This window comes from Blastochloris tepida (assembly GCF_003966715.1).
In the GTDB taxonomy this organism is placed as follows: Bacteria; Pseudomonadota; Alphaproteobacteria; order Rhizobiales; family Xanthobacteraceae; genus Blastochloris; species Blastochloris tepida.
Window position 1 is genome coordinate 3,079,755 of the sequence record NZ_AP018907.1, and the last position, 21,353, is coordinate 3,101,107.

The 21,353-nt window shown below is 69.3% G+C and carries 19 protein-coding genes; 14 read left to right on the forward strand and 5 right to left on the reverse strand.

Going from position 1 to position 21,353, the window contains the following annotated elements; translation table 11 throughout:
• Positions 1–30: 30 nt before the first annotated feature.
• Positions 31–1,125 carry a glycosyltransferase family 4 protein gene (locus BLTE_RS13950; RefSeq protein ID WP_126401268.1) on the forward strand — a complete coding sequence of 365 codons (1,095 nt, stop codon included), beginning with the start codon at positions 31–33 and terminating at the stop codon, positions 1,123–1,125.
• Between the two features lie 27 nt (positions 1,126–1,152).
• Here the strand turns inward: BLTE_RS13950 and BLTE_RS13955 are convergent, their stop codons facing one another.
• The gene (locus BLTE_RS13955; protein ID WP_160140623.1) at positions 1,153–2,580 is read right to left on the reverse strand and encodes a flavin monoamine oxidase family protein; all 1,428 of its coding nucleotides are present in this window, start codon (positions 2,578–2,580) and stop codon (positions 1,153–1,155) included.
• 98 nt (positions 2,581–2,678) lie between these two features.
• Here BLTE_RS13955 and BLTE_RS13960 point away from each other — a divergent pair, with 98 nt between their 5' ends.
• Positions 2,679–3,401, forward strand: a complete 723-nt coding sequence (locus BLTE_RS13960) for a sulfate transporter family protein (protein ID WP_244600001.1) — start codon at positions 2,679–2,681, stop codon at positions 3,399–3,401.
• Positions 3,402–3,428: 27 nt separating this feature from the next.
• Here BLTE_RS13960 and dapE read toward each other — a convergent pair whose 3' ends face one another.
• The 3 genes from dapE to BLTE_RS13975 all read right to left on the reverse strand — a co-directional run bounded on the left by dapE (position 3,429) and on the right by BLTE_RS13975 (position 6,373).
• On the reverse strand, positions 3,429–4,586 hold the full coding sequence (gene dapE, locus BLTE_RS13965) for a succinyl-diaminopimelate desuccinylase (protein WP_126401270.1): 1,158 nt from the start codon (positions 4,584–4,586) through the stop codon (positions 3,429–3,431).
• Between the two features lie 169 nt (positions 4,587–4,755).
• Positions 4,756–5,601, reverse strand: a complete 846-nt coding sequence (dapD, locus tag BLTE_RS13970) for a 2,3,4,5-tetrahydropyridine-2,6-dicarboxylate N-succinyltransferase (RefSeq protein WP_126401271.1) — start codon at positions 5,599–5,601, stop codon at positions 4,756–4,758.
• 40 nt (positions 5,602–5,641) lie between these two features.
• Positions 5,642–6,373: a pyrimidine 5'-nucleotidase gene (locus BLTE_RS13975; RefSeq protein WP_126401272.1), complete on the reverse strand. Its 732-nt coding sequence runs from the start codon at positions 6,371–6,373 to the stop codon at positions 5,642–5,644.
• A 109-nt stretch (positions 6,374–6,482) separates the two neighbouring features.
• Here BLTE_RS13975 and argB point away from each other — a divergent pair, with 109 nt between their 5' ends.
• Positions 6,483–7,382, forward strand: coding sequence for an acetylglutamate kinase (gene argB, locus BLTE_RS13980; RefSeq protein WP_126401273.1), 900 nt, complete (start codon positions 6,483–6,485; stop codon positions 7,380–7,382).
• A gap of 76 nt (positions 7,383–7,458) precedes the next feature.
• On the opposite strand, the gene BLTE_RS13985 is transcribed toward argB, so the two are convergent.
• Positions 7,459–8,415, reverse strand: coding sequence for an IS481 family transposase (locus tag BLTE_RS13985; protein WP_126400165.1), 957 nt, complete (start codon positions 8,413–8,415; stop codon positions 7,459–7,461).
• 583 nt (positions 8,416–8,998) lie between these two features.
• On the opposite strand from BLTE_RS13985, the gene BLTE_RS13990 reads away from it, so the two are divergent.
• From BLTE_RS13990 to ptsN, 11 genes are all read left to right on the forward strand, one after another.
• Positions 8,999–9,793 (forward strand): helix-turn-helix transcriptional regulator, encoded by a 795-nt coding sequence (locus BLTE_RS13990; RefSeq protein WP_126401274.1) that lies wholly within the window; start codon positions 8,999–9,001, stop codon positions 9,791–9,793.
• Positions 9,794–10,227: 434 nt separating this feature from the next.
• The gene (locus BLTE_RS13995) at positions 10,228–11,007 is read left to right on the forward strand and encodes a hypothetical protein (protein ID WP_126401275.1); all 780 of its coding nucleotides are present in this window, start codon (positions 10,228–10,230) and stop codon (positions 11,005–11,007) included.
• Positions 11,008–11,340: 333 nt separating this feature from the next.
• On the forward strand, positions 11,341–13,767 hold the full coding sequence (gyrB, locus tag BLTE_RS14000; protein WP_126401276.1) for a DNA topoisomerase (ATP-hydrolyzing) subunit B: 2,427 nt from the start codon (positions 11,341–11,343) through the stop codon (positions 13,765–13,767).
• Positions 13,768–13,844: 77 nt separating this feature from the next.
• Positions 13,845–14,714 carry an alpha/beta hydrolase gene (locus BLTE_RS14005; RefSeq protein ID WP_126401277.1) on the forward strand — a complete coding sequence of 290 codons (870 nt, stop codon included), beginning with the start codon at positions 13,845–13,847 and terminating at the stop codon, positions 14,712–14,714.
• A 184-nt stretch (positions 14,715–14,898) separates the two neighbouring features.
• The gene (locus tag BLTE_RS14010) at positions 14,899–15,513 is read left to right on the forward strand and encodes a ribonuclease D (protein WP_126401278.1); all 615 of its coding nucleotides are present in this window, start codon (positions 14,899–14,901) and stop codon (positions 15,511–15,513) included.
• Positions 15,514–15,753: 240 nt separating this feature from the next.
• Positions 15,754–16,473: an LPS export ABC transporter periplasmic protein LptC gene (gene lptC, locus BLTE_RS14015; protein ID WP_126401279.1), complete on the forward strand. Its 720-nt coding sequence runs from the start codon at positions 15,754–15,756 to the stop codon at positions 16,471–16,473.
• Positions 16,473–17,234, forward strand: a complete 762-nt coding sequence (locus BLTE_RS14020) for an LptA/OstA family protein (protein WP_126401280.1) — start codon at positions 16,473–16,475, stop codon at positions 17,232–17,234. The genes lptC and BLTE_RS14020 overlap by 1 nt, the downstream gene beginning before the upstream one ends.
• An 82-nt stretch (positions 17,235–17,316) precedes the next feature.
• Entirely contained in the window at positions 17,317–18,393 is a 1,077-nt protein-coding gene (gene lptB / locus BLTE_RS14025; protein ID WP_126401281.1) for an LPS export ABC transporter ATP-binding protein, read from the forward strand.
• 77 nt (positions 18,394–18,470) lie between these two features.
• Positions 18,471–20,006: an RNA polymerase factor sigma-54 gene (gene rpoN / locus BLTE_RS14030; protein ID WP_126401282.1), complete on the forward strand. Its 1,536-nt coding sequence runs from the start codon at positions 18,471–18,473 to the stop codon at positions 20,004–20,006.
• A gap of 193 nt (positions 20,007–20,199) precedes the next feature.
• Positions 20,200–20,781: a ribosome hibernation-promoting factor, HPF/YfiA family gene (gene hpf / locus BLTE_RS14035; protein WP_126401283.1), complete on the forward strand. Its 582-nt coding sequence runs from the start codon at positions 20,200–20,202 to the stop codon at positions 20,779–20,781.
• An 85-nt stretch (positions 20,782–20,866) separates the two neighbouring features.
• A complete protein-coding gene (gene ptsN, locus BLTE_RS14040) occupies positions 20,867–21,328 on the forward strand; it encodes a PTS IIA-like nitrogen regulatory protein PtsN (protein WP_126401284.1) in 462 nt (153 codons plus the stop codon).
• Positions 21,329–21,353: the final 25 nt, after the last annotated feature.

A 21,353-nucleotide genomic window follows, 5' to 3' on the forward strand; every position in this document is an offset into this window, starting at 1 on the left:
AGCCGTCCGGCAATTGGTTATGAGACGTCCATGCCCGATCCGCTGCGCGTCGCCATTGTCCTTCCGCGCCACATGAGGTTTTCGCGGCGCGGGGCGACCTCCATCGACCTCGTGGCCCACGACCTGCTGCTGTTCAGCCGGCACCGCGCCTCGTCGGTGGTGGTGGCCGAGCTGGTCGACGACCCGTTCGACGACGTGGCGGTGGTGCCGTTCGCCCGCTGGCCGTTCGAGCCGCACGCCGTGCTCGGCTGGCGCCTGGGCCGCCGGGTGGCGGTGCGGGGGGTGGATGTCGTGGTGGTCCACCAGCACCTGCCGACGGCCGCCGCGCTGACCCGGACCGTGGCGCCGGTGCCGGTGATCTTCCACACCCATGGCTGGCCGAAGCCGCCGAAGAATCCGTTCGACCGGGTGCGGCGCCGCCATCTTCTCAGCCGGTTCGCCGGCATCGTGCTGGTGTCGGAGGCCTGCCGCGCCGCCTTCGTCGAGGCCTGGGGATCCGACATCCCCTCCCACGCGGTGCCGAACGCCCTCGATCTGTCGACGTGGCGGCCGGCGGCCGAGCGCGAGCCCTTGATCGTCATGGCCGCCCGGCTGTCGCCGGAGAAGGGCCTGCTGGAGACCGCCCAGGCGCTGGCGAAGGTGCTGCCAGACCTGCCCGACGCGTGGCGGGCGGAACTGTTCGGCGCCATGGGCCACCGCCACCCCGACTATGCGGCGGCGGTCACCGCGGCGCTGGCTCCGCTCGGCGAGCGGGTGATGCTGCACGGCGACCGGCCGCACGCCGACGTGCAGGCTGCGTTCGAGCGGGCGGCGATCGCGCTGGTCCCCTCCAAGGTGCGCGAGGCGTTCGGCCGCACCGCGCTGGAGGCGTTTGCCGGTGGTGCCGCGGTGGCGGCAAGCCCGGTCGGCGGGCTGGCGGAGCTGATCGAGGGCTCCGCCCTGCCGCTGGCCGACGTCAGCGCCGACGCCATCGCCGACGCGATTCGCAAGCTTGCCGCCGACCCGGCGCTGCGCGCCGATCTCGCCGCCAAGGGACGCGAACGCGCCGCGAGCTTCGACATCCGCACCGCCGCCGCCAGCTATGACGGCCTGCTGGAAGCCGCCGCCGCCAGCCGCCGGCGCTGACCAAGCCCGATCCTTCGGATTCCGGATTCAATTGCGCCGGGGCACGTCGTCGCGTCGCGGCTGGCGGCGCTTGGGCGTCCGGCCCGGCTTGGCCGGGGCCAGCGGCGCGGGGCTCGCCGGCAGCGGGATGGCGACGCCGACCGCCCGCAGCGCCTGATCGGCGGCGCGTTCACCCGACAGCCAGGCGCCGCCGATGGTGCCCCACTGCGTCTCGTGGGTGGCTTCGCCGGCCAGGAAAAGCCGGTTGTCGATCGGCTGGGCGAGGGCGCGCCGCATCGGCTGGGCCCCGGGCGGGGCTGCCGAGCCCGCGCCCAGGATGGTCGGCTCCAGGCCCCATCTTGTCGCGAAGGTGCGGCCGATCGCCTTGCGGATGCCGGCGCCGTAATGGGCGGCCAGCGTGTCGGTGGCGAACGCCACCATGGCCGCAGCGCCGGCCTGCTCAAGTTCGCGGCCCGCCCGCCCGCCGATGCTGGCAACCGCAAGGTCGGTGCCGCCGACGCGCCCGCGCAGCGTCATCGCGGCGGGGCCTGGCACCTTGAACACCACGCGCTCGTCGTCGCGCAGCCGCAGCGGATTGCCGGCCAGCTCGATGCCGATGCGGTTGTAGCTGCCCAGCGTCAGGCGCTGGCAGGCGCTGGCGATCGCCGGCGGCAGTCCCGGCTTGAAGCGGATGGCGCCGCCCGCCAGCACCGCGGTCGACACGGTGAGCACGACGGTGCGGGCGCGGATGGTGCCGCGGGGCGTGGCGAGCGCAATCAGCCGGCCGGACCAGTCGATCTCGGTGACCGGCGTCGAATGCTGGATGGCGAGCGGCACCGCGGCGAGCGCCAGTATGGCGCCCACCCCCTGGCGACAGAACGCCTCCTCGTCGCGCTCCTCGGCGCGGGCGTAGTCGGCCGCCGACACCTCGTCGAGATCCTTCGATGAGAACGCCGGGCCGAGCAGGAACGACACGGTCGGCAGCCAGTCGCCGATGTCGGGCACGGCGCGGCCGGCGGCGATGTCGGTGCGCTGCTCGCCGGCGGTGACGATCGCCCGGTTGGCGCGGCTCAGCGCGCTGGCGAAATCCTCAGTGTCGGCGTCGCGGGCATCGCGCGAGCCGATGCGCACGCGCTGCAGGCGCAGCGCGGTGGTGGCGTCGAGCCCGTTGGCGCGGGCGACCCCGACCAGCGGATTGCGGCGCGGCCCCCACAGCCGGTCGGCCCCGAGGTCGAACGGCACGCCGAACGTGGCCGCGTCGGTCTGGGCCCGGCCCCCTGCCCGGTCGAGCGCCTCGAGCAGCGCATAGGTGCGGCCGTGCTCGGCGACGCGGCGCGCCGCGGCGAGACCGGCGGCGCCTGCGCCGACGATGGCGACGTCGACCTCGCCCGTCGCTGCGACCTGGCCGAGCGCACGCCCCGGCATTGCCGCCGCGGCTGCGCCGGCAACCAGAAAATGTCTGCGATTCATCAGCATGTCAGTTTCGGACGCTAGCACGCGGGCCTGCCGGTTGCACCCTTGCGGGCGCGGGCCCGCCGGCATACCTCATCGCGGTTTAGGGGGCTGGAACCGACATGAACCTGTTCGAGGCTGCGATCCGCGCGCTGCGCCAGACCCTCAGCCCGGCGCTGCGCGGCGTGCTGTGGAGATCGATCGGCCTGGCCACCGGCCTGCTGCTGATCGGCGCGGTGGCGCTGCACCGGTCGATGGTGTGGTTCGTCGATCGCGGCGCCGACTGGCTGCTGACGCTGTCGGGCGGCGGCTATGCCGGGCCGATCGGCGTGGCCGAAGGAGTGGTGGCGGTTCTGGCCGGGCTCGGCCTGTTCATCGCCTTCGTCTTCCTGGTGCCGCCGGTCACCGCGCTGGTGGCCAGCCTGTTCGCCGACGATGTCGCCGAGACGGTGGAGCGGCGGGACTACCCCCACCATCCGCCCGGCCGCGCTTTGCCGGTGTGGGTGGCGGTGTGGGAGGCGGCGAAGTTCTTCGGCGTGGTGCTGCTGGTCAATCTCGCCGCGTTGCCAACGCTGCTGATCGCCGGCATCGGCGTGGTGGTGTTCTTCCTCGCCAACACCTATCTGCTGGGGCGCGAATATTTTGAGATGGTGGCGATGCGGTTCCGCTCGCCCGAGGAGGCGCAGGCTCTGCGCCGCGCCCATGCCGGGCGGGTGTTCCTCGCCGGCCTGCCGATCGCGGCGCTGGTGTCGGTGCCGATCCTCAGCCTTATCACGCCGATCTTCGCCACCGTCTATATGGTGCACGTCCACAAGATCATCTCGGCCGAGCGCGGCGAGACGTGAGGCGCCCCCCTTGCTCGGGCAACCGCCTCAACCGGCGAAATAGCGCTCCAGGATGCGGCGGTAGATCGCGGTGAGCGCCTCAAGCTCGGCCACCGGCACCGCCTCGTCGATCTGGTGCATGGTGGTGCCGACCAGCCCAAGCTCGACCACCGGGCAGGCCGACTTGATGAAGCGCGCATCCGAGGTGCCGCCGCCGGTCGAGGGCTCCGGCCGCCGGCCGGTGACCTCGAACACCGCGTCCGAGACAAGCTGGGTGAACGGCCCGGACGGGGTGAGGAAGCATTCCGACACCGTGGGATCCCAGTCCACCCGCCAACGGCCGACCGGGGCGGCAACCCCGATCTCGGCCTCGATGTGGGCGCGCAGGCTGGCCGGGGTCCAGCGGTCGTTGAAGCGGATGTTGAAGCGCGCCTCGACCTTGGCCGGGATGACGTTGAAGGCCGGGTTGCCGGTGTCGACCGACACGAATTCCAGATTGGAGGGCTGGAACTGCGCGGTGCCGCCATCGAGCGGGCGGGCGTAGAGATGGGACAGGATGCGGGCGAGGCGCCGGATCGGATTGTCGGCGCGGTGGGGATAGGCGACGTGGCCCTGCGTGCCCTCCACCACCAGCGTCCCCGACAGCGAGCCGCGCCGGCCGACCTTCAGCGTGTCACCAAGCTCGGCCACCGAGGTCGGCTCGCCCAGCACGCAATGATCGAAGACAACGCCCCGCTCGCGCGTCCAGTCGAGCAGCTTCCGCGTGCCGTTGACCGCCGGGCCTTCCTCGTCGCCGGTGATGAGGAAGGAGAGGGTGCCGCCCGACTTGAGATCCCGCGCGGCGAGAAACGCGCTCGCGGCGGCGACCATGGCGGCGATGCCGCCTTTCATGTCGACCGCGCCGCGGCCGATGAGCCTGCCATCGATCACCTCGCCCGCGAATGGCGGCGCGCTCCAGGCTGCCGCGTCGCCGGGCGGCACCACGTCGGTGTGGCCGGCGAACACGAGGTGCGGGCGGCCCTCGCCAATGGTGGCGAACAGGTTCTCGACGTCCGGCGTGCCGGGGGCGGAGAAGGTGACGCGGTGCACGGCGAAGCCGAGCGGCGCGAGCGTGCGGGCGAGCAGATCGAGCGCGCCGCCCTCGGCCGGCGTGACCGATCGGCAGCGCACAAGGTCGCGGGCGAACGCCAGGGGGTCGACAGGCATGATGGAACCGGTGCGGAACGATCGTGGGGGACTTGCCGGGCACCCGGCAGGGGCGATGGTCCGCGGCCGTTCGGCTACGCACGCCGCGATGGTGCACGCAACACCGGCCGCCGGCCAGCCGGAGTGCCGGCCGATCAGGCGTCGAGCATCGGGTAACGGCTACCGCCCGTCAATCCCGCAACAAGTCGTTGATCGCGGTCTTCGAGCGCGTCCTTTCGTCCACCCGCTTGACGATCACCGCACAATAGAGCCCCGGCCCCGGCTCGCCGTTCGGCAGCGGCTTGCCGGGCATGGTGCCCGACACCACCACCGAATAGGGCGGCACCTCGCCCATGAACACCTCGCCGGTGGCGCGGTCGATGATCTTGGTCGAGGCGCCGAGATAGACGCCCATCGACAGCACCGACCCCTGGCGGACGATGACGCCCTCGGCTACCTCGGCGCGGGCGCCGATGAAGCAGTCGTCCTCGATGATCACCGGGCCGGCCTGCAGCGGCTCCAACACGCCGCCGATGCCGGCGCCGCCGGAGAGGTGCACCCGCTTGCCGATCTGGGCGCACGAGCCGACGGTGGCCCAGGTGTCGACCATCGTGCCCTCATCGACATGGGCGCCGAGATTGACGAAGGACGGCATCAGCACCACGCCCGGCGCGATGAAGGCCGAACGCCGCACCACGCAGTGCGGCACGGCGCGGAAGCCGGCGCTGCGGAACTCGGCCTCGCCCCAGCCGAGGAACTTCGAGGGCACCTTGTCCCACCAGGAGGCGCCGCCCGGGCCGCCGGCAATCGGCGCCATGTCGTTGAGCCGGAAGGACAGCAGCACCGCCTTCTTCAGCCACTGGTGCACCACCCATTTGCCGTCCGCCCCGCGCGAGGCGACGCGCGCCTTGCCCGAATCGAGCAGGTCGAGCGCGGCTTCCACCGCCTCGCGCACCTCGCCGGAGGTGTGGGGGCCGATGAGGGCGCGCTCTTCGAACGCGGCGTCGATGATGCTGGCAAGGTCGGTCATGGTCATGCTCCCGGATGGGGCGATCAATCACGACCGGCCTGAAGCGTCAACGTTCCACACCGCCCGGGGCGAGGCCGCCGAGGAAGCCGGCGAGGTCCGAGGTCACATGGTCGATATGGGGGTCGGCGTGCCCCTCCAGCTCCCACGCCTCGCGCTCGATCTCACGCGTCCCGTCCGGGGTCACCAGCACCGTGGTCATGCCCAGCGCGTGCGGGACTTCGAGGTTGCGGGCGAGATCCTCGAACATCGCGGCGCGGCCGGGGTCGATGCCGTGGCGGTCGAGGAAGCGGGCGTAGGTCTCGGGGCTCGGCTTGGGGATGAAGTCGGCGGCGATGATGTCGAACACGCCGTCGAAATGGTGGTCGAGTCCGAGCCGCTGCGTCACCGCCTCGGCGTGGGCGACCGAGCCGTTGGTGAGGATGAGCTTTTTTCCCGCAAGCCGCTCCAGCGCCGCGCCGAGCCTGGGGTCGGGCTGAAGCGGCGAATGGTCGATGTCGTGGACGTAGCTGAGGAACTCGTCGGGATCGAGCCCGTGATGGATCATCAGCCCGCGCATCGAGGTGCCGAAGCGGCGGTAATAGTCCTTCTGCAGCCGGAACGCCTCGTCATGGCTGAGGCCGAGGAAACCGGCGATGTAGGTCTTCATGCGCTGGTCGATCTGCGACCACAGATCGAGGTGCGGCGGATAGAGGGTATTGTCGAGGTCGAACACCCAGGTGTCGACGGCCTCGAAGCCGCGGGCGGCGCGTGGCGGGGCAGGATCGGGAACGGTGAGCATGTCGGTCAGACACTAGCAGCGCCCCGCGACGGTTGATAGACAGGGCGCGCCGGCCAGCGCCGGCAGAGCCCACCCCCGCCTCACCTTGAGACCAACGCGAAGTCCGATCATGGCCGAGATCGCCGTCCCCACCGATCCGCAGATGCAGGCCCGGGTGCTCGCCCAGGCGCTGCCCCACATGCAGCGCTATGACGACGCCACGGTGGTGGTGAAGTATGGCGGCCACGCCATGGGCGACGAGAATCTGGCGCGCGAATTCGCCCGCGACATCGTGCTGCTGGAGCAGGCCGGGGTGAACCCGGTGGTGGTGCATGGCGGCGGGCCGCAGATCCAATCGATGCTGACCCGGCTCGGCATCGAGAGCAAGTTTGCGGCGGGCCTGCGCATCACCGATGCGCCCACCGTCGAGATCGTCGAGATGGTGCTGGCCGGCTCGATCAACAAGCAGATCGTCGGCTTCATCAACGCCGCCGGCGGCAAGGCCATCGGCCTGTGCGGCAAGGACGGCAACATGGTCACTGCCCGCAAGGTGACGCGCACGGTGACCGATCCCGACTCAGCGATCGAGCAGGTGGTCGATCTCGGCTTCGTCGGCGAGCCGGAGACGGTGGACACCACCGTGCTCGACCGCATCATCGGCACCGAGATCATTCCCGTCTTGGCGCCGGTGGCGGCGGCGGCGAATGGCGGCACCTTCAACGTCAATGCCGACACCTTTGCCGGCGCGGTGGCCGGCGCGCTGAAGGCCAAGCGCCTGCTGTTCCTCACCGACGTGCCGGGCGTGCTCGACAAGTCGAAGACGCTGATCAAGGATCTGTCGGTGGCCGAGGCGCGCCGGCTGATCGCCGACGGCACCATTTCCGGCGGCATGATCCCCAAGGTCGAGACCTGCATCTTCGCGCTGGAGAAGGGCGTCGAAGGCGTGGTGATCCTCGACGGCAAGGCGCCGCACGCGGTGCTGATGGAACTGCTCACCGATTCCGGTGCCGGGACGCTGCTGCACCGGTGATGCGGTTTCCGGCTGACCTCGCCGGAAAACCGCATGGCATGCTCTGCGGGACCGCTCCCGCCCGAACGCCGCCCCCCTAGATGTGGAGCCTCAACAGGTTGTCCTCGGTCAGACCGAGGCGGCTGATGGGTGTCTTGGCTTGCAAGCTACCATGGGGCCTGTGCCAATTGTAGCGATGCAGCCAGATCGGCAGCTCTGCGGCGCGCTGATCGGAGTGCAGATAAGCTTTGGCGTAGGCCCATTCGCGCAAGCTCGTTTGGACGAAGCGCTCGGCCTTGCCGTTGGTCTTGGGCGTATACGGCTTGGTGCGCAGGTGCTTGATCTCGAGTAGGCGCAGCGCCCTGGCATAGCGGAAGGAGCGGAAGCTGGCGCCGTTGTCGGTCATCACGCGCTGAACCTTGACGCCATGGGCCCTGAAGAAGCGCAGTGCATTGAACAGAAAGCGCAGACAGGACGGGCGCTTTTCGTCGGGCAGGATTTCCGAGTAGGCGACCCGCGAATGATCGTCGATGGCGAGATGCAGGCACTCCCAGCCGACCCCGCGGCTGTTGCTTTGCCCGCTGCGATCGCCGGTGATGCGGTGGCCCACCGTGTTGAACCGGCCGAGCTTTTTGATGTCGATGTGAATGATCTCGCCGGGATGCTGGCGTTCGTAGCGCCGGACCGGTTCGGCCGGCTCCAGGGCGCTGAGCTTGTTCAAGCCGCGCCGCCGCAGGATACGGCTGACGGTGGCCGGCGAGAGGCCGAGCTCGGCCGCGATCTGCTTGCCGGTGCAGCGCTGGCGGCGCAACGCCTCGACCGCAGCGCACGTGGCGGGCGCTGTTTGGCCTGGCGATGAAAGCGGCCTGGAGGAGCGGTCGCGCAAACCATCGACACCCTCGGCGCGGAAGCGCCCGACCCATTTGGCGACCGTCTTCGGCGTGGTGTTGTAGCGACGCGCGGCCTCGGCATTGGTCAGTCCGCCATCCACCACGGCGCCCACCATCACCTCTCGACCTTTCGGGGTCAGGCGAGCATTCTTGTGAGTGTCCATTCGGTCCTCCGCGAATCACTGACGTCTGGCGACATCAGCGTTCCCGGCCAGGGCCGAATGGACAACCTCCTGAAAGCCCACACCTAGAGCGTGATCCGATCTGACTGCATCAGATCGGACGCTCTAAGCCTTTGGTTTGTCGCATTCTCTTTCGCAAAACCGGTGCCCACTTTTGCGGAGAATGCCCTAAGTCTTTGGTTTGTCGCATTTTCTTTCGCGCAACCGGTATCCACTTGTGCGGAAAATGCTCTAAGGCCGGCGTTCAGGCGCCCGGCTCGGCGAAGACCCCGGTTTCGCGCGCGGATTCGCCAGCGCGTTTGCCCTCTCCCGCCATCTCCATCGTTCGCCCGCCACCGATCGCGCCGCCACCGATCGCGCCGCCACTGCCGGCAGGTCGCGAGCGAGCCATGTTGAATCGGCGTTTCCCGCGCAAGGACGGAGGCTTAAGCGCGTGCTCGGCTGTAATTAGCGCGCAGGCCGCCGAGATTCCGCGCCGGGCACCTTGATTGTTCCCAGATCCGCCCGATAATCGGCCACAAAAGTTCAAGCGCGCTTCAGCGCGATCAGCGACATTTTAATCGTTTTGCATCGCAATATTTCCGTGTTTCACAATGTTTTTGACGTTGATTTTGCATTTTCCAGAGGACAACCTTGGGCAACCGGTCGCATGTCTAACTCCGATCCGCTTGCGCCGGTCCGACCGGACATGTCCAGCGAGGCGGCGCAACGTTTCCAGCGGCTGCTCGATCGGGTTGCCGCAAGTATCCGGTTCGAGATCTACGCTGTCGGCGGGGCGCCGGTCGCGTGGCGCAGCATCCGCAAAGGCACGCTCCTGGCCACCAACGTGCCGGACGATTTCCGCACCCGCTACATCGAGAACCGCGAATACGAGCGCGACCCGCTGATCGTGGTCCTGCGGGCCGCAAGCCGACCGGTTCGCACCGCCGACATCCGCGCCGCGGCCGAGGCCGAGCCGGCGCTGATGCCGAACTTCGTCGCCATCGGCGAGGCGCTGGGGACCGCCGTGGTGGCGGTTCCGTTGCGGTTCCGGGGGCGGCTCGGCGGCGGCGTGATCTTCCGGCGCCGCGAGCCCGAATTCACCGATGCCGAGGTGGAATATCTGGAGCTGGTGGCGCCGGCCCTGCACCTCGCCGCGCTCGATCTGCCGGCGGCCGCGCCCACCAACGACCTGACGGCACGCGAACGCGAATGCCTAGCCTGGACCTCGGTCGGCAAGACCGCCTGGGAAATCGGCAGCATTCTCGGCATTTCCGAGCACACCGCGGTGGCCCACCTGAATGCGGCGGTGCGCAAGCTCGGCGCCGCCTCCCGCGCCCATGCTGTCGCCGAGGCGCTTCGCCGCGGCCTGATCGAATAGACGATTGCCGAAGGACCGGCCGCGATCAGGGCCTGCCGCCCGCGGCGACCGCCGAGGCTGCGTCCGGAAACCATGGGAAAACCTTAAGGTCCGGCCGCGAACTTTATCGCCACGCGCGGGTTGCATGTCTGGCATGCTACGATACTATAACTCCCGCAAGTTGCATACCGATATTGGTCGTAACAGACGAACGTATCGTTTCCCGGCCGAAACCCGCTGAATACGCGCCCGAAGAAACTCCAGGGTGGTGTAATGTTACTAGAAATGGGAATGTTTCGACAGTCGGCTATCCGCCATCGTTCGCTTCAGGATAGCGGGTTGATTCGCGGCCGGTTCAGCGGGCAGGCGCGTGGGCGGAGTGACAGGGGATGCGCGCGGACTGTGGCGAGTCCGGAGTTCCGGACAGCGTAAATGGCGCGGCAGGAGACGCACGGGTGCTGTCGATGGTGAAGCCGGTGAGTGGTGCCGTGCCGCTGTCGCCGGGCCTCGTCGACGATGAGACGGTCAATGATGCCCTGGCCCAGGTGCTGGCCAGCGGTCGGCTGCGCAGCGCCGTGCAGTTGCGGCGCTTCCTCGCCTTCGTGGTCGAGGAGAGCCTGGCTGGCCGCGGCGACAAGCTGAAGGCCTACACCATCGCCACGCGCGCCCTCGGCCGGCCCAGCGATTTCGATCCGGGCAAGGACCCGATCGTGCGAGTGGAGGCGACGCGGCTGCGCGCCGCCCTCACCGCCTATTATGCCGACGAGGGCCGCGACGCCGCGCTGCGTTTCCACATGCTGCCGGGCTCGTACCGGCCGCTGGTCGAGACGCGCGAGGGGCTCGGCATCTCGGTCGAGGTGCCGGCGGCGGCATCGCCGGAGGCCGAGCCGGCCGAACCCGCGGTAACGGCGGCCGAAGCGCCCGCCGATGCGGAGCGCGACAAGCGGCTGGTCGTGTGGCTGGCCAGTGCCGCGCTTGCCGTCTCGGTGATCTGCACCAGCCTCGCCGGATTCGGCGTCTATATGCTGAACCAGCACATCATGGTGATCCATGGCGGGCCGAGCCTGACCGAAACCCTGCCGCTTCCCCCCTTTCTGGCGCCCGGCGCACCGGCGCCGACCGCCCCCGCGGCCAACGGCCCCACCGGCAGCGTTCCAGCGGCGGGAGCGCCCGCTGCCACCGCGTCTCCTGCCGCTGCGTCTCCTGCCGGCGCGCCCGCCCCCGCCAAGCGCTGACGGCACGCCCCACTGCAGGCCGCGCCGCCCGCCTTCGCCGCAGCCGGCGGGTTCGGGCCGGCGCGATCCTCGGACGTTGGAACCACACCGGATTTGTGGCGGACGGGGCGCCGATGCTGGGCCGCTGCGGCCGCACGCCGGCTGACGGGGCGTGCGCTCCATCGCCCGCGCCCGCCCGCAGGTGTGGCACAATGGCGGCATCCACTTTTGCGCAAAGCGCCCTAATCTTTTGAAAACGCCTGAAAAAGCACGCGCCGATTTCGCATGAATTCGCCCGCGCGACTGCCTATAGTCCGCCTGCCGATTCCTCGAAAGCCAGGACCGTTTACGTAAATGGTTGAGCCTGTCCGCAAGTCCGCGTCCGAAAGCGATTACGGTGCCGAGTCGATCACCGTGCTGCGCGGCCTCGATGCCGTGCGCAAGCGCCCCGGCATGTATATCGGCGACACCGACGACGGCTCGGGCCTGCACCACATGGTCTATGAGGTGGTCGACAACGCCATCGACGAGGCGCTGGCCGGCTTCGCGTCCCATGTGCGGGTGCGGCTCAATGCCGATGGCTCGGTGACGGTCACCGACGACGGCCGCGGCATCCCCACCGAGATCCACTCCGAGGAGGGTGTGTCGGCGGCCGAGGTCGTGATGACCCAGCTCCATGCCGGCGGCAAGTTCAACCAGAATTCCTACAAGGTCTCCGGCGGCCTGCACGGCGTCGGCGTGTCGGTGGTCAATGCGCTGTCGACGTGGCTCAGGCTGACCATCTGGCGCGACGGCCACGAGCATTTCATGGAGTTCCGCAACGGCGATCCGGTGGCGCCGCTGGCGGTGGTGGGCGAGGCCGGCGACAAGCGCGGCACCGAGGTCACCTTCCTGCCCTCCACCGAGACCTTCACCATGGTGGAGTTCGACTTCGCCACGCTGGAGCACCGGCTGCGCGAGCTGGCCTTCCTCAATTCCGGCGTTCGCATCGTGCTGGAGGACCTTCGCGGCCCCGAGCCGCGCAGCGAGGAGATGCACTACGACGGCGGCGTCGAGGCGTTCGTGCGCTATCTCGACCGCAACAAGACGCCTCTGGTGCCGGCGCCGATCATCTCCAAGTCCGAGCGCGACGGCATCACGGTCGAATGCGCGCTGTGGTGGAACGACGGCTACCACGAGTCCGTCCTGGTGTTCACCAACAACATCCCGCAGCGCGACGGCGGCACCCACCTCGCCGGCTTCCGCGCTGCGCTGACCCGCCATGTCACCGCCTACGCCGAATCCTCCGGCCTGACCAAGCGGGAGAAGGTGGATCTGACCGGCGACGACTGCCGCGAGGGGCTCACCGCGGTGCTGTCGGTGAAGGTGCCCGACCCCAAATTCTCCTCCCAGACCAAGGACAAGCTGGTGTCGTCCGAGGTCCGTCCGGTGGTCGAGAATCTGGTCGGCGAGGCGCTGTCGGTATGGTTCGAGGAGCACCCCGCCGAGGCCAAGTCGATCGTCGGCAAGGTGGTCGAGGCCGCCGCCGCCCGCGAGGCGGCGCGCAAGGCGCGCGAACTCACCCGCCGGAAGGGGCCGCTCGACATCTCCTCGCTGCCCGGCAAGCTCGCCGACTGCCAGGAGAAGGACCCGGCGAAATCCGAGCTGTTCATCGTCGAGGGCGACTCGGCCGGCGGCTCGGCCAAGCAGGGCCGCGACCGCGCCTTCCAGGCCGTCCTGCCGCTGCGCGGCAAGATTCTCAATGTCGAGCGGGCCCGCTTCGACAAGATGCTGTCGAGCCAGGAGATCGGCACGCTGATCACCGCGCTCGGCACCGGCATCGGCCGCGAGGAGTTCAACCCCGACAAGCTGCGCTACCACAAGATCATCATCATGACGGACGCCGACGTCGACGGCGCCCACATCCGCACGCTGCTGCTCACCTTCTTCTTCCGCCAGATGCCGGAATTGATCGAGCGCGGCCACCTCTTCATCGCCCAGCCGCCGCTCTACAAGGTCACCCGCGGCAAGAGCGAGCAGTACCTGAAGGACGAGCGCGCGCTCGAGGACTATCTGATCGATACCGGCCTTGACGAGACGACGCTGACGCTGGCCTCCGGCGAGGTGCGCGGTGGCGCCGATCTGCGGCGCGTGCTCGACGAGGCCCGCACCGTCCGCGCCATCCTGGCCGGCCTGCATCCGCGCTACGACCGTGCGGTGGTCGAGCAGGCGGCGATCGCCGGCGTGCTGACGCCGGCCGTGTTCGACGACGCCGAGAAGGCGGCGGAGGCCGCCAGCTACATCGCCCGCCGGCTCGACGTGCTGGCCGACGAGACCGAGCGCGGCTGGGAGGGCGAGTTCGCCGGCGGCACGTTCCGTTTCGCCCGCACCGTGCGCGGCGTGCGAGAGGTCGCGGCCATCGACGCCGCCCTGCTGTCGAGCGCCGACGCCCGCAAGCTCGACAGCCACGCCCAGACGCTGCAGGAGATCTATGCCCGGCCGGCGACGCTGACCCGCAAGGGCGACAGCCGCGCCATTTTCGGCCCCGTCGGCCTGTTCGAGGCGGTCACCGATACCGGCCGCAAGGGCATCGCGCTGCAGCGCTACAAAGGCCTCGGCGAGATGAACGCCGAGCAGTTGTGGGAGACCACGCTCGACCGCAACGTCCGCTCGCTGCTGCAGGTGAAGGTGAAGGAGACCGACGAGGCCGACGACATCTTCACCAAGCTGATGGGCGACGTCGTCGAGCCGCGCCGCGAATTCATCCAGGACAATGCGCTCTCCGCCAGCGTGGACGTGTGAGAAGGCTTCCGGCTCGCCGGGAACGCGCATGATCGCGCAGATCGGCGAAGGCCGGCGATGATCCGAGGGCGGTGCGCATGAAGATCGCTCTGCTGCTTCTGATCGTGCTGTTGATACCGGTGGGTCTCGTCGGCTCTCTCTATCTGACGCAGGACGGGCTCATCTATCCGCGCATCGTCAACGACGTGCCGCCGCCCAGCGCGGCAGCGGCACGCTTCGAGGCCGTGCATCTGTCCACGCCCGATGGTGCGGAGCTGACCGGCGTCGCGTTCCCGCCCGAGGGGCCGGAGCGGCCGGGCGTGGCGGCCGCGCCGCGCACCGTGCTGGTGCTCGCCTTCGGCGGCAACGCCCATGACGTGGTGGGCTTTGCCACCTTCCTCAAGAACACCGTGTTTCCGCAGCCGGGCGTCGCCGTGGCCGGCGTCAGCTATCGCGGCTATGCGAATGCGCTCGGCACCGCGAGCACCGGCGCGCCCTCGGAGCGCGCGCTCAAGGCCGACGCGCTGCTGGTCCATGACGCCATGGTCGAGCGGTTCAGGCCGGACGCGGTGGTGGCGATCGGCTATTCGCTCGGCTCGGCGGTGGCGACGTACCTTGCGAGCCAGCGTCCGCTGGCGGGGCTGGTGCTGGTGGCGCCGCCGGCCTCGATCCGCCGGCTGGCCCAGGAGCAGTATCCGCTCGTGCCGGTGTCGCTGCTGCTCAAGAGCCCGTGGGCGACCGAGGACATCCTGCCCGCTCTGACCCTGCCGGTCACCGCGCTCTACGCTCCGGCCGACGAGCTGGTGCCGGCCGCGCACATCGAGGTGCTGCGGCAGGCCAATCCGCGGATGACGGTGGTGGCGCTCGAGGATGCCAGCCACGGCACCATCCTCGACCATCCGCGCCTGCCCCAGGTGCTGCGCGACAGCCTCGCCGCCGCGCTCGCCGCGCCGGTGCCGGCGCGCTGACGCCCTTGCCTCGCTGGCGCCGGGCTGGTACACAGGCGCTGGCGAAGATTGAAATTCGCGTTTTCTATCAACATCATACGGCGCGCTGGCGACGCGCTTCCAGGATGCGCCCCATACGGTGCATCTCCATCCGCGCAGGAGCGGCCGTTCGGCACGTCGTCCTGTCGCGCATTGCGAGCCCGGCATGACCTTGCGCTTTCATCGCGGCGACCTGCCCGATCTGTCGCACTATGGCGCCTCCGTCGCCATCGATACCGAAACCATGGGGCTGATGCCGCACCGCGACCGGCTGTGCGTGGTGCAGCTTTCGCCGGGCGACGGTTCCGCCGACATCGTGCAGATTCCGCCCGGCGCGGCGCGGCCCGACAATCTGGTCCGCCTGCTGGCCGATCCCAAGGTGCTGAAGATCTTCCACTTCGCACGTTTCGACCTGGCGGTGCTGGAGCACGCCTTCGGCGTCATGCCGCAGCCGGTCTACTGCACCAAGATCGCCTCGCGCCTTACCCGCACCTATACCGACAAGCACGGGCTCAAGGACCTCGTGCGCGACATGCTGGGCATCGACGTGTCCAAGCAGCAGCAGAGCTCGGACTGGGGCGCCGACACCCTGACCGATCCGCAGATCGCCTATGCGGCAACCGACGTGCTGCATCTGCATGCGCTGAAGGACCGGCTCGACGGCCTGCTCGCCCGCGAGGGCCGCACCGCGCTGGCGCAGGCGTGTTTCGACTTCCTGCCGACACGCGCCCGCCTCGATCTCGCCGGCTGGCCGGACCAGGATATCTTCGCCCATTCCTGAGCGCACCTGAGCGTCGGCGTGCGGGACGTGCGGGCGACGGCGGCGCCGCAGTCGGCTATGGTGGCCGCGTCGAAGGTGGGTGATGCGGTTTCCGGCCGATCAGGCCTTCGAGCCGTATTCCGATCGCCGAAAATCCCGTTCCCGGACAAGGGGTTTTCGGCGAGGCTGTTTCCGGTATCCCGAAGGGATCAACCGGAAACCGAATGATCAGGCCGGCCGAGCGAGGCAGAACGCGTGACGATGTCCCAGACCGCAGGCTCGAGACGGTTGCCGCCGGGCCGGCAACTCGACGCCGTGTTCGACCAGCGCCGCGACATCGACGCGGTGTTCCGCACGGCGCTGCGCCACAGCCGCCGCGTGCGCATGCTGCGCGTGCTGGTGCCGCTGGTGGCGGTGGTGCTGATCCTGCTGCCGCTCGCCTATTCGGCCATCCGCTCGATCGCCATCACCGTGCCGCTGGGCGATTTCGGCCGGCTGGTGCTGTCGGGGTCGAAGCTGACCATGGAGGCGCCGCGGCTTGCCGGCTTCACCAAGGACAACCAGGCCTATGAGGTCACCGCCAAGCGGGCCCAGCAGGACGTCACACAGCCGCATCTGGTCGAGCTGGAGGAGATCCGGGCCAAGGTCGATCTGGCGGACAAGGGCCGCGCCGACCTGACCGCCGAGCACGGCCAGTTCGACGCCAAGACCGAGCTTCTGACCCTGAGCCGCGGCATCTTCCTCAAATCGAGCGAGGGCTATGAGGGCCGGCTGACGGAAGCGAAGATCGACGTGCGGGCCGGCACCATCGTCTCGAACAAGCCGGTCGAGCTGAAATTCCTGCAGGGCGACCTGCGGGCCGACAGCATGGATCTGCGCGACAAGGGCCAGATCGTGCGCTTCGAGGGCGGCGTGGTGCTGAACGTGATGCTGCCGCAATCGGCTGGCACGGCCGGGGAAGCTTCGGGAGCGCTCCGCTGATGCGCGGGTTCACATCTCTGGCCGGCGTTCCGCTGGCCCTTCTCGCCGCGCTTGCGGCCCTCACCCTGGCGCCGCCGGCCGGCGCGCAGCAGGGCAACGTGCCCAATGCGCTGCAGGGGTTCGCCAAGAATCGCGACAAGCCGGTGCGGATCGAGGCCGCGAGCCTCGAGGTGCGCGAGCGCGACAAGGCCGCGGTGTTCGCCGGCAATGTGGTGGTCCAGCAGGGCGATACCACCATGCGCTCCAAGCAGCTCGTGGTCCATTACGACCTCGATGCCGGCAAGGAGAAAGGCCCGGCGCAATCCCAGGGCCAGACGCAGGACAAATCCAAGTCCGCGAAGCCTTCGGCCACGGCGCAGCCGGCGGCCAAGGCCGGCGGCGAATCCGTCGCCCCGCGGCAGATCAAGCGGCTGGAGGCCACCGGCGGGGTGATCGTGTCGACCCAGGAGCAGACCGCCACCGGCGACACCGGCCTGTTCGAGATGGCCACCAATACCGTGACGCTGTCGGGCAATGTCGTGCTGACGCAGGGGCCGAACGTGCTGCGCGGCGAGCGCCTGATCGTCGACCTCAATTCCGGCGTCTCGCGCATCGAGGCCGGCAAGGGCGGCACCGGCCGCGTCCAGGGCCTGTTCGTGCCGGGCAGCGAGAAGTCCGGCAAGCAGGATGGCAAGCAGGAGACCAAGCCGCAATCGCCCGCCATTCCGCAGCCCCAGCCGCCGCGGGCGCCGACGCCGCTCGGCCCTGCGCGCGGCAATTGAGCCGCGGTTCCCGACATTGCGTCCGGCGGGCTGAACGCTTATGAGCGCGATTGGGGGCGACACCCCGAAGGGTGGGGCGCGCGTGCGTAATTTCATCGCGAGCCTGTTCCGGCGTCGGCGGCCTGGGCCCGACTGGCGCGGCGCGGAGCCGGCGGACACCTATTATGATGACGACCCGGCCGGACCGGAGAGTCCGCCCTGGTCGGATGCCGTGCCGATGCAGCTTCCGCGCGAGGCGTCCTATGGCCGGGCGCCGGAGGATGCGTTCTGGCCGCAGCCCGGCGACCCGTCCAGGGAGCCGTCCAGACCGAGAACCGGGGATGCGGCCGAAGCGCCGGCCAGGGCGCCCGCCAAGGCCCAACCCAAGACTCAAGCCAAAACCCAGACCAAGCCGCCCGCAAAGCGCAAGGCCGGCACCGATCCGCTGCCGGGGCTGGAGGGGATTCTGGCGGTCGACGCGGTGGAGAAGAGCTATCGCGGCCGCAAGGTGGTGCGCGGCGTCTCGCTCTATGTGCGCGAGGGCGAGGCGGTGGGCCTGCTCGGCCCCAACGGCGCCGGCAAGACCACGGTGTTCTACATGACCACCGGCCTGGTGAAGGCCGATGCCGGCCGCATCTTCCTGCACGGCTACGACATCACCGCCATGCCGATGTACCGGCGCGCCCGGCTCGGCATCGGCTATCTGCCGCAGGAGCCCTCGATTTTTCGCGGCCTCAATGTCGAGGACAACATCCGCGCGGTGCTGGAGGTGGTCGAGCCCAACCGCAGGAAGCGCGAGGAGGAACTCGACGCTCTGCTCGACGAGTTCGGCATCGCCCGGCTGCGCAAATCGCCCTCGATCGCGCTGTCGGGCGGCGAGCGCCGGCGCTGCGAGATCGCCCGGGCGCTGGCCACCCGGCCCTCCTTCATGCTGCTCGACGAGCCGTTCGCCGGCATCGACCCGATCGCGGTCGGCGACATCCAGGCGCTGGTGCGCCACCTCACCCGCCGCGGCATCGGCGTGCTGATCACCGACCACAATGTGCGCGAGACGCTGGGCCTGATCGACCGCGCCTACATCATCCACTCCGGCGAAGTGCTGATGGAGGGCTCGGCCGACGACATCGTGTCCAGTCCGGATGTCCGCAGGCTTTACCTTGGAGAGGAATTCAGGCTTTAAAGGAAGCGCCCAAGGAGCGGAAGCAAGGTTCGTACCAGACCCCTCCTCCTGTGTCGTGTTGAAGGCCGATAATCGCCATGGCGCTTTCGCAAAAGCTCGAACTTCGCCAGAGCCAGTCGCTGGTGATGACGCCGCAGCTCATGCAGGCGATCAAGCTTCTGCAACTCTCCCATCTCGACCTCTCCGCCTATGTCGACGCCGAGCTGGAACGCAACCCGCTGCTGGAGCGGGCGGAGGAGCCGGAATTCTCGACCCCCGCCGAGGCCGCAGGCGCCGAGCCCGAGCCGCCGCCCGCCCCCGAGGACCAGCGCGCCGGCGACTGGCTCGAATCCCCGCTTGGCTCGCGCGAGGCGATCGAGGCGCGGCTCGATACCGACCTCGGCAACGTGTTCCAGGATGACGGGCCGGCCGAACCTCACCACACCACCTCCGAGCCGGTGGGCTATTCGGAATGGGCCTCGGTCGGCGCCGGCGGCCGCCTCGAGGAGGATTCGGACCTCGACGCCTATGTCTCGGCCGCGACCTCGCTCGCCGACCACCTGTCCGAGCAGCTCGCGCTGGCCGAGCCGGACCCGCGGCGGCGGCTGATCGGCCAGTATCTCATCGACCTCGTCGACGAGGCCGGCTACCTCACCGCCGATCTCGCCGAGGTGGCGGCCAAGCTCGGCGCGCCCGAGGAGACGGTGGCGGACGTGCTGGCGGTGATCCAGACCTTCGAGCCCTCGGGCGTCGCCGCCCGCTCGCTGGCCGAATGCCTCGCTTTGCAGCTCAAGGACCGCGACCGCTTCGACCCGGCGATGGCCGCGCTGGTCGACAATCTGCCGCTCCTCGCCAAGCGCGACTTCGCCGCGCTCCGGAAACTGTGCGAAGTCGACGACGAGGACCTCGTCGACATGGTGGCCGAGCTGAAGCGGCTCGACCCCAAGCCGGGGCTCGCCTTCGGCGGCGGCCCGGTGACGCCGATCGTGCCGGACGTGTTCGTGCGTCCGGCGCCCGACGGCGGCTGGCAGGTCGATCTCAACACCGACACCCTGCCGCGCCTCCTGATCAACCAGAGCTATTTCGGCCGCGTCGCTCCGGCGGCCAAGGACGCCAAGGACAAGACCTTCCTCGCCGACTGCCTGCAGACCGCGACCTGGCTCACCCGCGCCCTCGACCAGCGGGCCAAGACCATCCTCAAGGTGGCGATGGAGATCACCCGCCAGCAGGACGCCTTCCTCGCCCACGGCGTGGAGCATTTGCGCCCGCTGGTGCTCAAGACCGTGGCCGACGCCATCTCGATGCATGAATCGACGGTGTCGCGCGTCACCTCCAACAAATACATGGCGACGCCGCGCGGCATCTTCGAGATGAAATACTTCTTCACCTCGGCGATCGCGGCGGCCGGCGGCGGCGATGCGCATTCGGCGGAGGCCGTGCGCCACCGAATCAAGCAGATGATCGACGCCGAGAGCGCCGCCGACGTGCTGTCCGACGACACCATCGTCAAGCGGCTGCGCGAGGCCGGCATCGACATCGCCCGGCGCACCGTCGCCAAGTATCGGGAAGGCATGCGCATTCCCTCCTCCGTCCAGCGCCGGCGCGAGAAGCAGAGCGCGGCCGCCGTATCGTGATGCGAAATCCCGTTTCCGAACCGGGATTCTCGCCGAGCCGGCTTCCGGGCTCCCGAAGGGATCGGCCGGAAACCGAATGACGAAGCTGCTGCGCAGGTTCACCCGGATTCCGCTGCCGCCAATTGTAGGCTAAATCACCTGTGGCCATCGGACTTCGTGCCCCGATGGCGTGGTGCCTTGGAGACAAACAAAAATGACATTGAGAGTGTCCGGCAAGAACCTCGACATCGGCGATGCCCTGCGCAGCCGCATCGAGGCGCGTATCGCCGAAGCGATCGACAAGTACTTCGACCGCGGCTGGTCCGGCCGCGCCATCGTCGAGCGCGAAGGCACCTTCTTCCGCACGGATTGCATCCTGCACCTGTCGTCGGGCGTCGAGTTGCAGTCGCATGCCACGGCGGCGGACGCCTACCAGAGCTGCGACCTCGCCTGCGAGCGCATCGAGAAGCGGCTGCGCCGCTACAAGCGCAAGCTGCGCGAGGAGCATGGCGGCGAGCGCTCGATGCCGATGGCGCCGATGTACCTGCTGCAGGCGCCGGCCGAGGACGAGGACGTCGAGGCCGAGACCGGGCCGGACGGCGATCACCCGGTGGTGGTGGCCGAGACCAAGACCGCGGTCGGCCAGCTCTCGGTGGCGGAAGCGGTGGTCGAGCTCGACATCACCGGCGCGCCGGTGGTGATCTTCCGCCATGCCACGTCGGGGCGGATCAACGTGGTCTACCGCCGACCGGATGGTAATATCGGATGGGTCGACCCTCCGGCGGAGCCCCATTGACCGTGGCCGGCGCCGCGCCTATCGTCCGCCGCCTTCGCAACCGGGGCGGTCATCGCGCCCCGCTTCCTGCACGACCGGGCCGGCCATGCCGCTGAGCGATCTCGTCGCACCGAACGCGGTGTATCCGTCGCTTCGGGTCAATTCCAAGAAGCAGGCGCTGCAGGAACTCGCCGAGCGGGCGGCCGAACTCACCGGCCGCTCGGAGCGGGAGATCTTCGAAACCCTCCTGCAGCGCGAGCGGCTGGGCTCGACCGGCGTCGGCAACGGCATCGCCATCCCGCACGGCAAGATGGCCAAGATGGACCGGCTGTTCGGCCTGTTCGCGCGGCTGGAGAAGCCGATCGACTTCGAGGCCCTCGACGGCGAACCGGTCGATCTCATCTTTCTGCTGCTGGCCCCCGAATCGGCAGGCGCCGACCACCTCAAGGCGCTCGCCCGCATCGCCCGCCTGCTGCGCGACCAGGACATCGCCCAGCGGCTGCGCGCCTCGCGCGACGCCCAGGCGCTCTATGTGGTGCTGACCCAGCCACAGACGACCACGGCGTGACGGACGCTTCGGTGTCCCGTCCGCC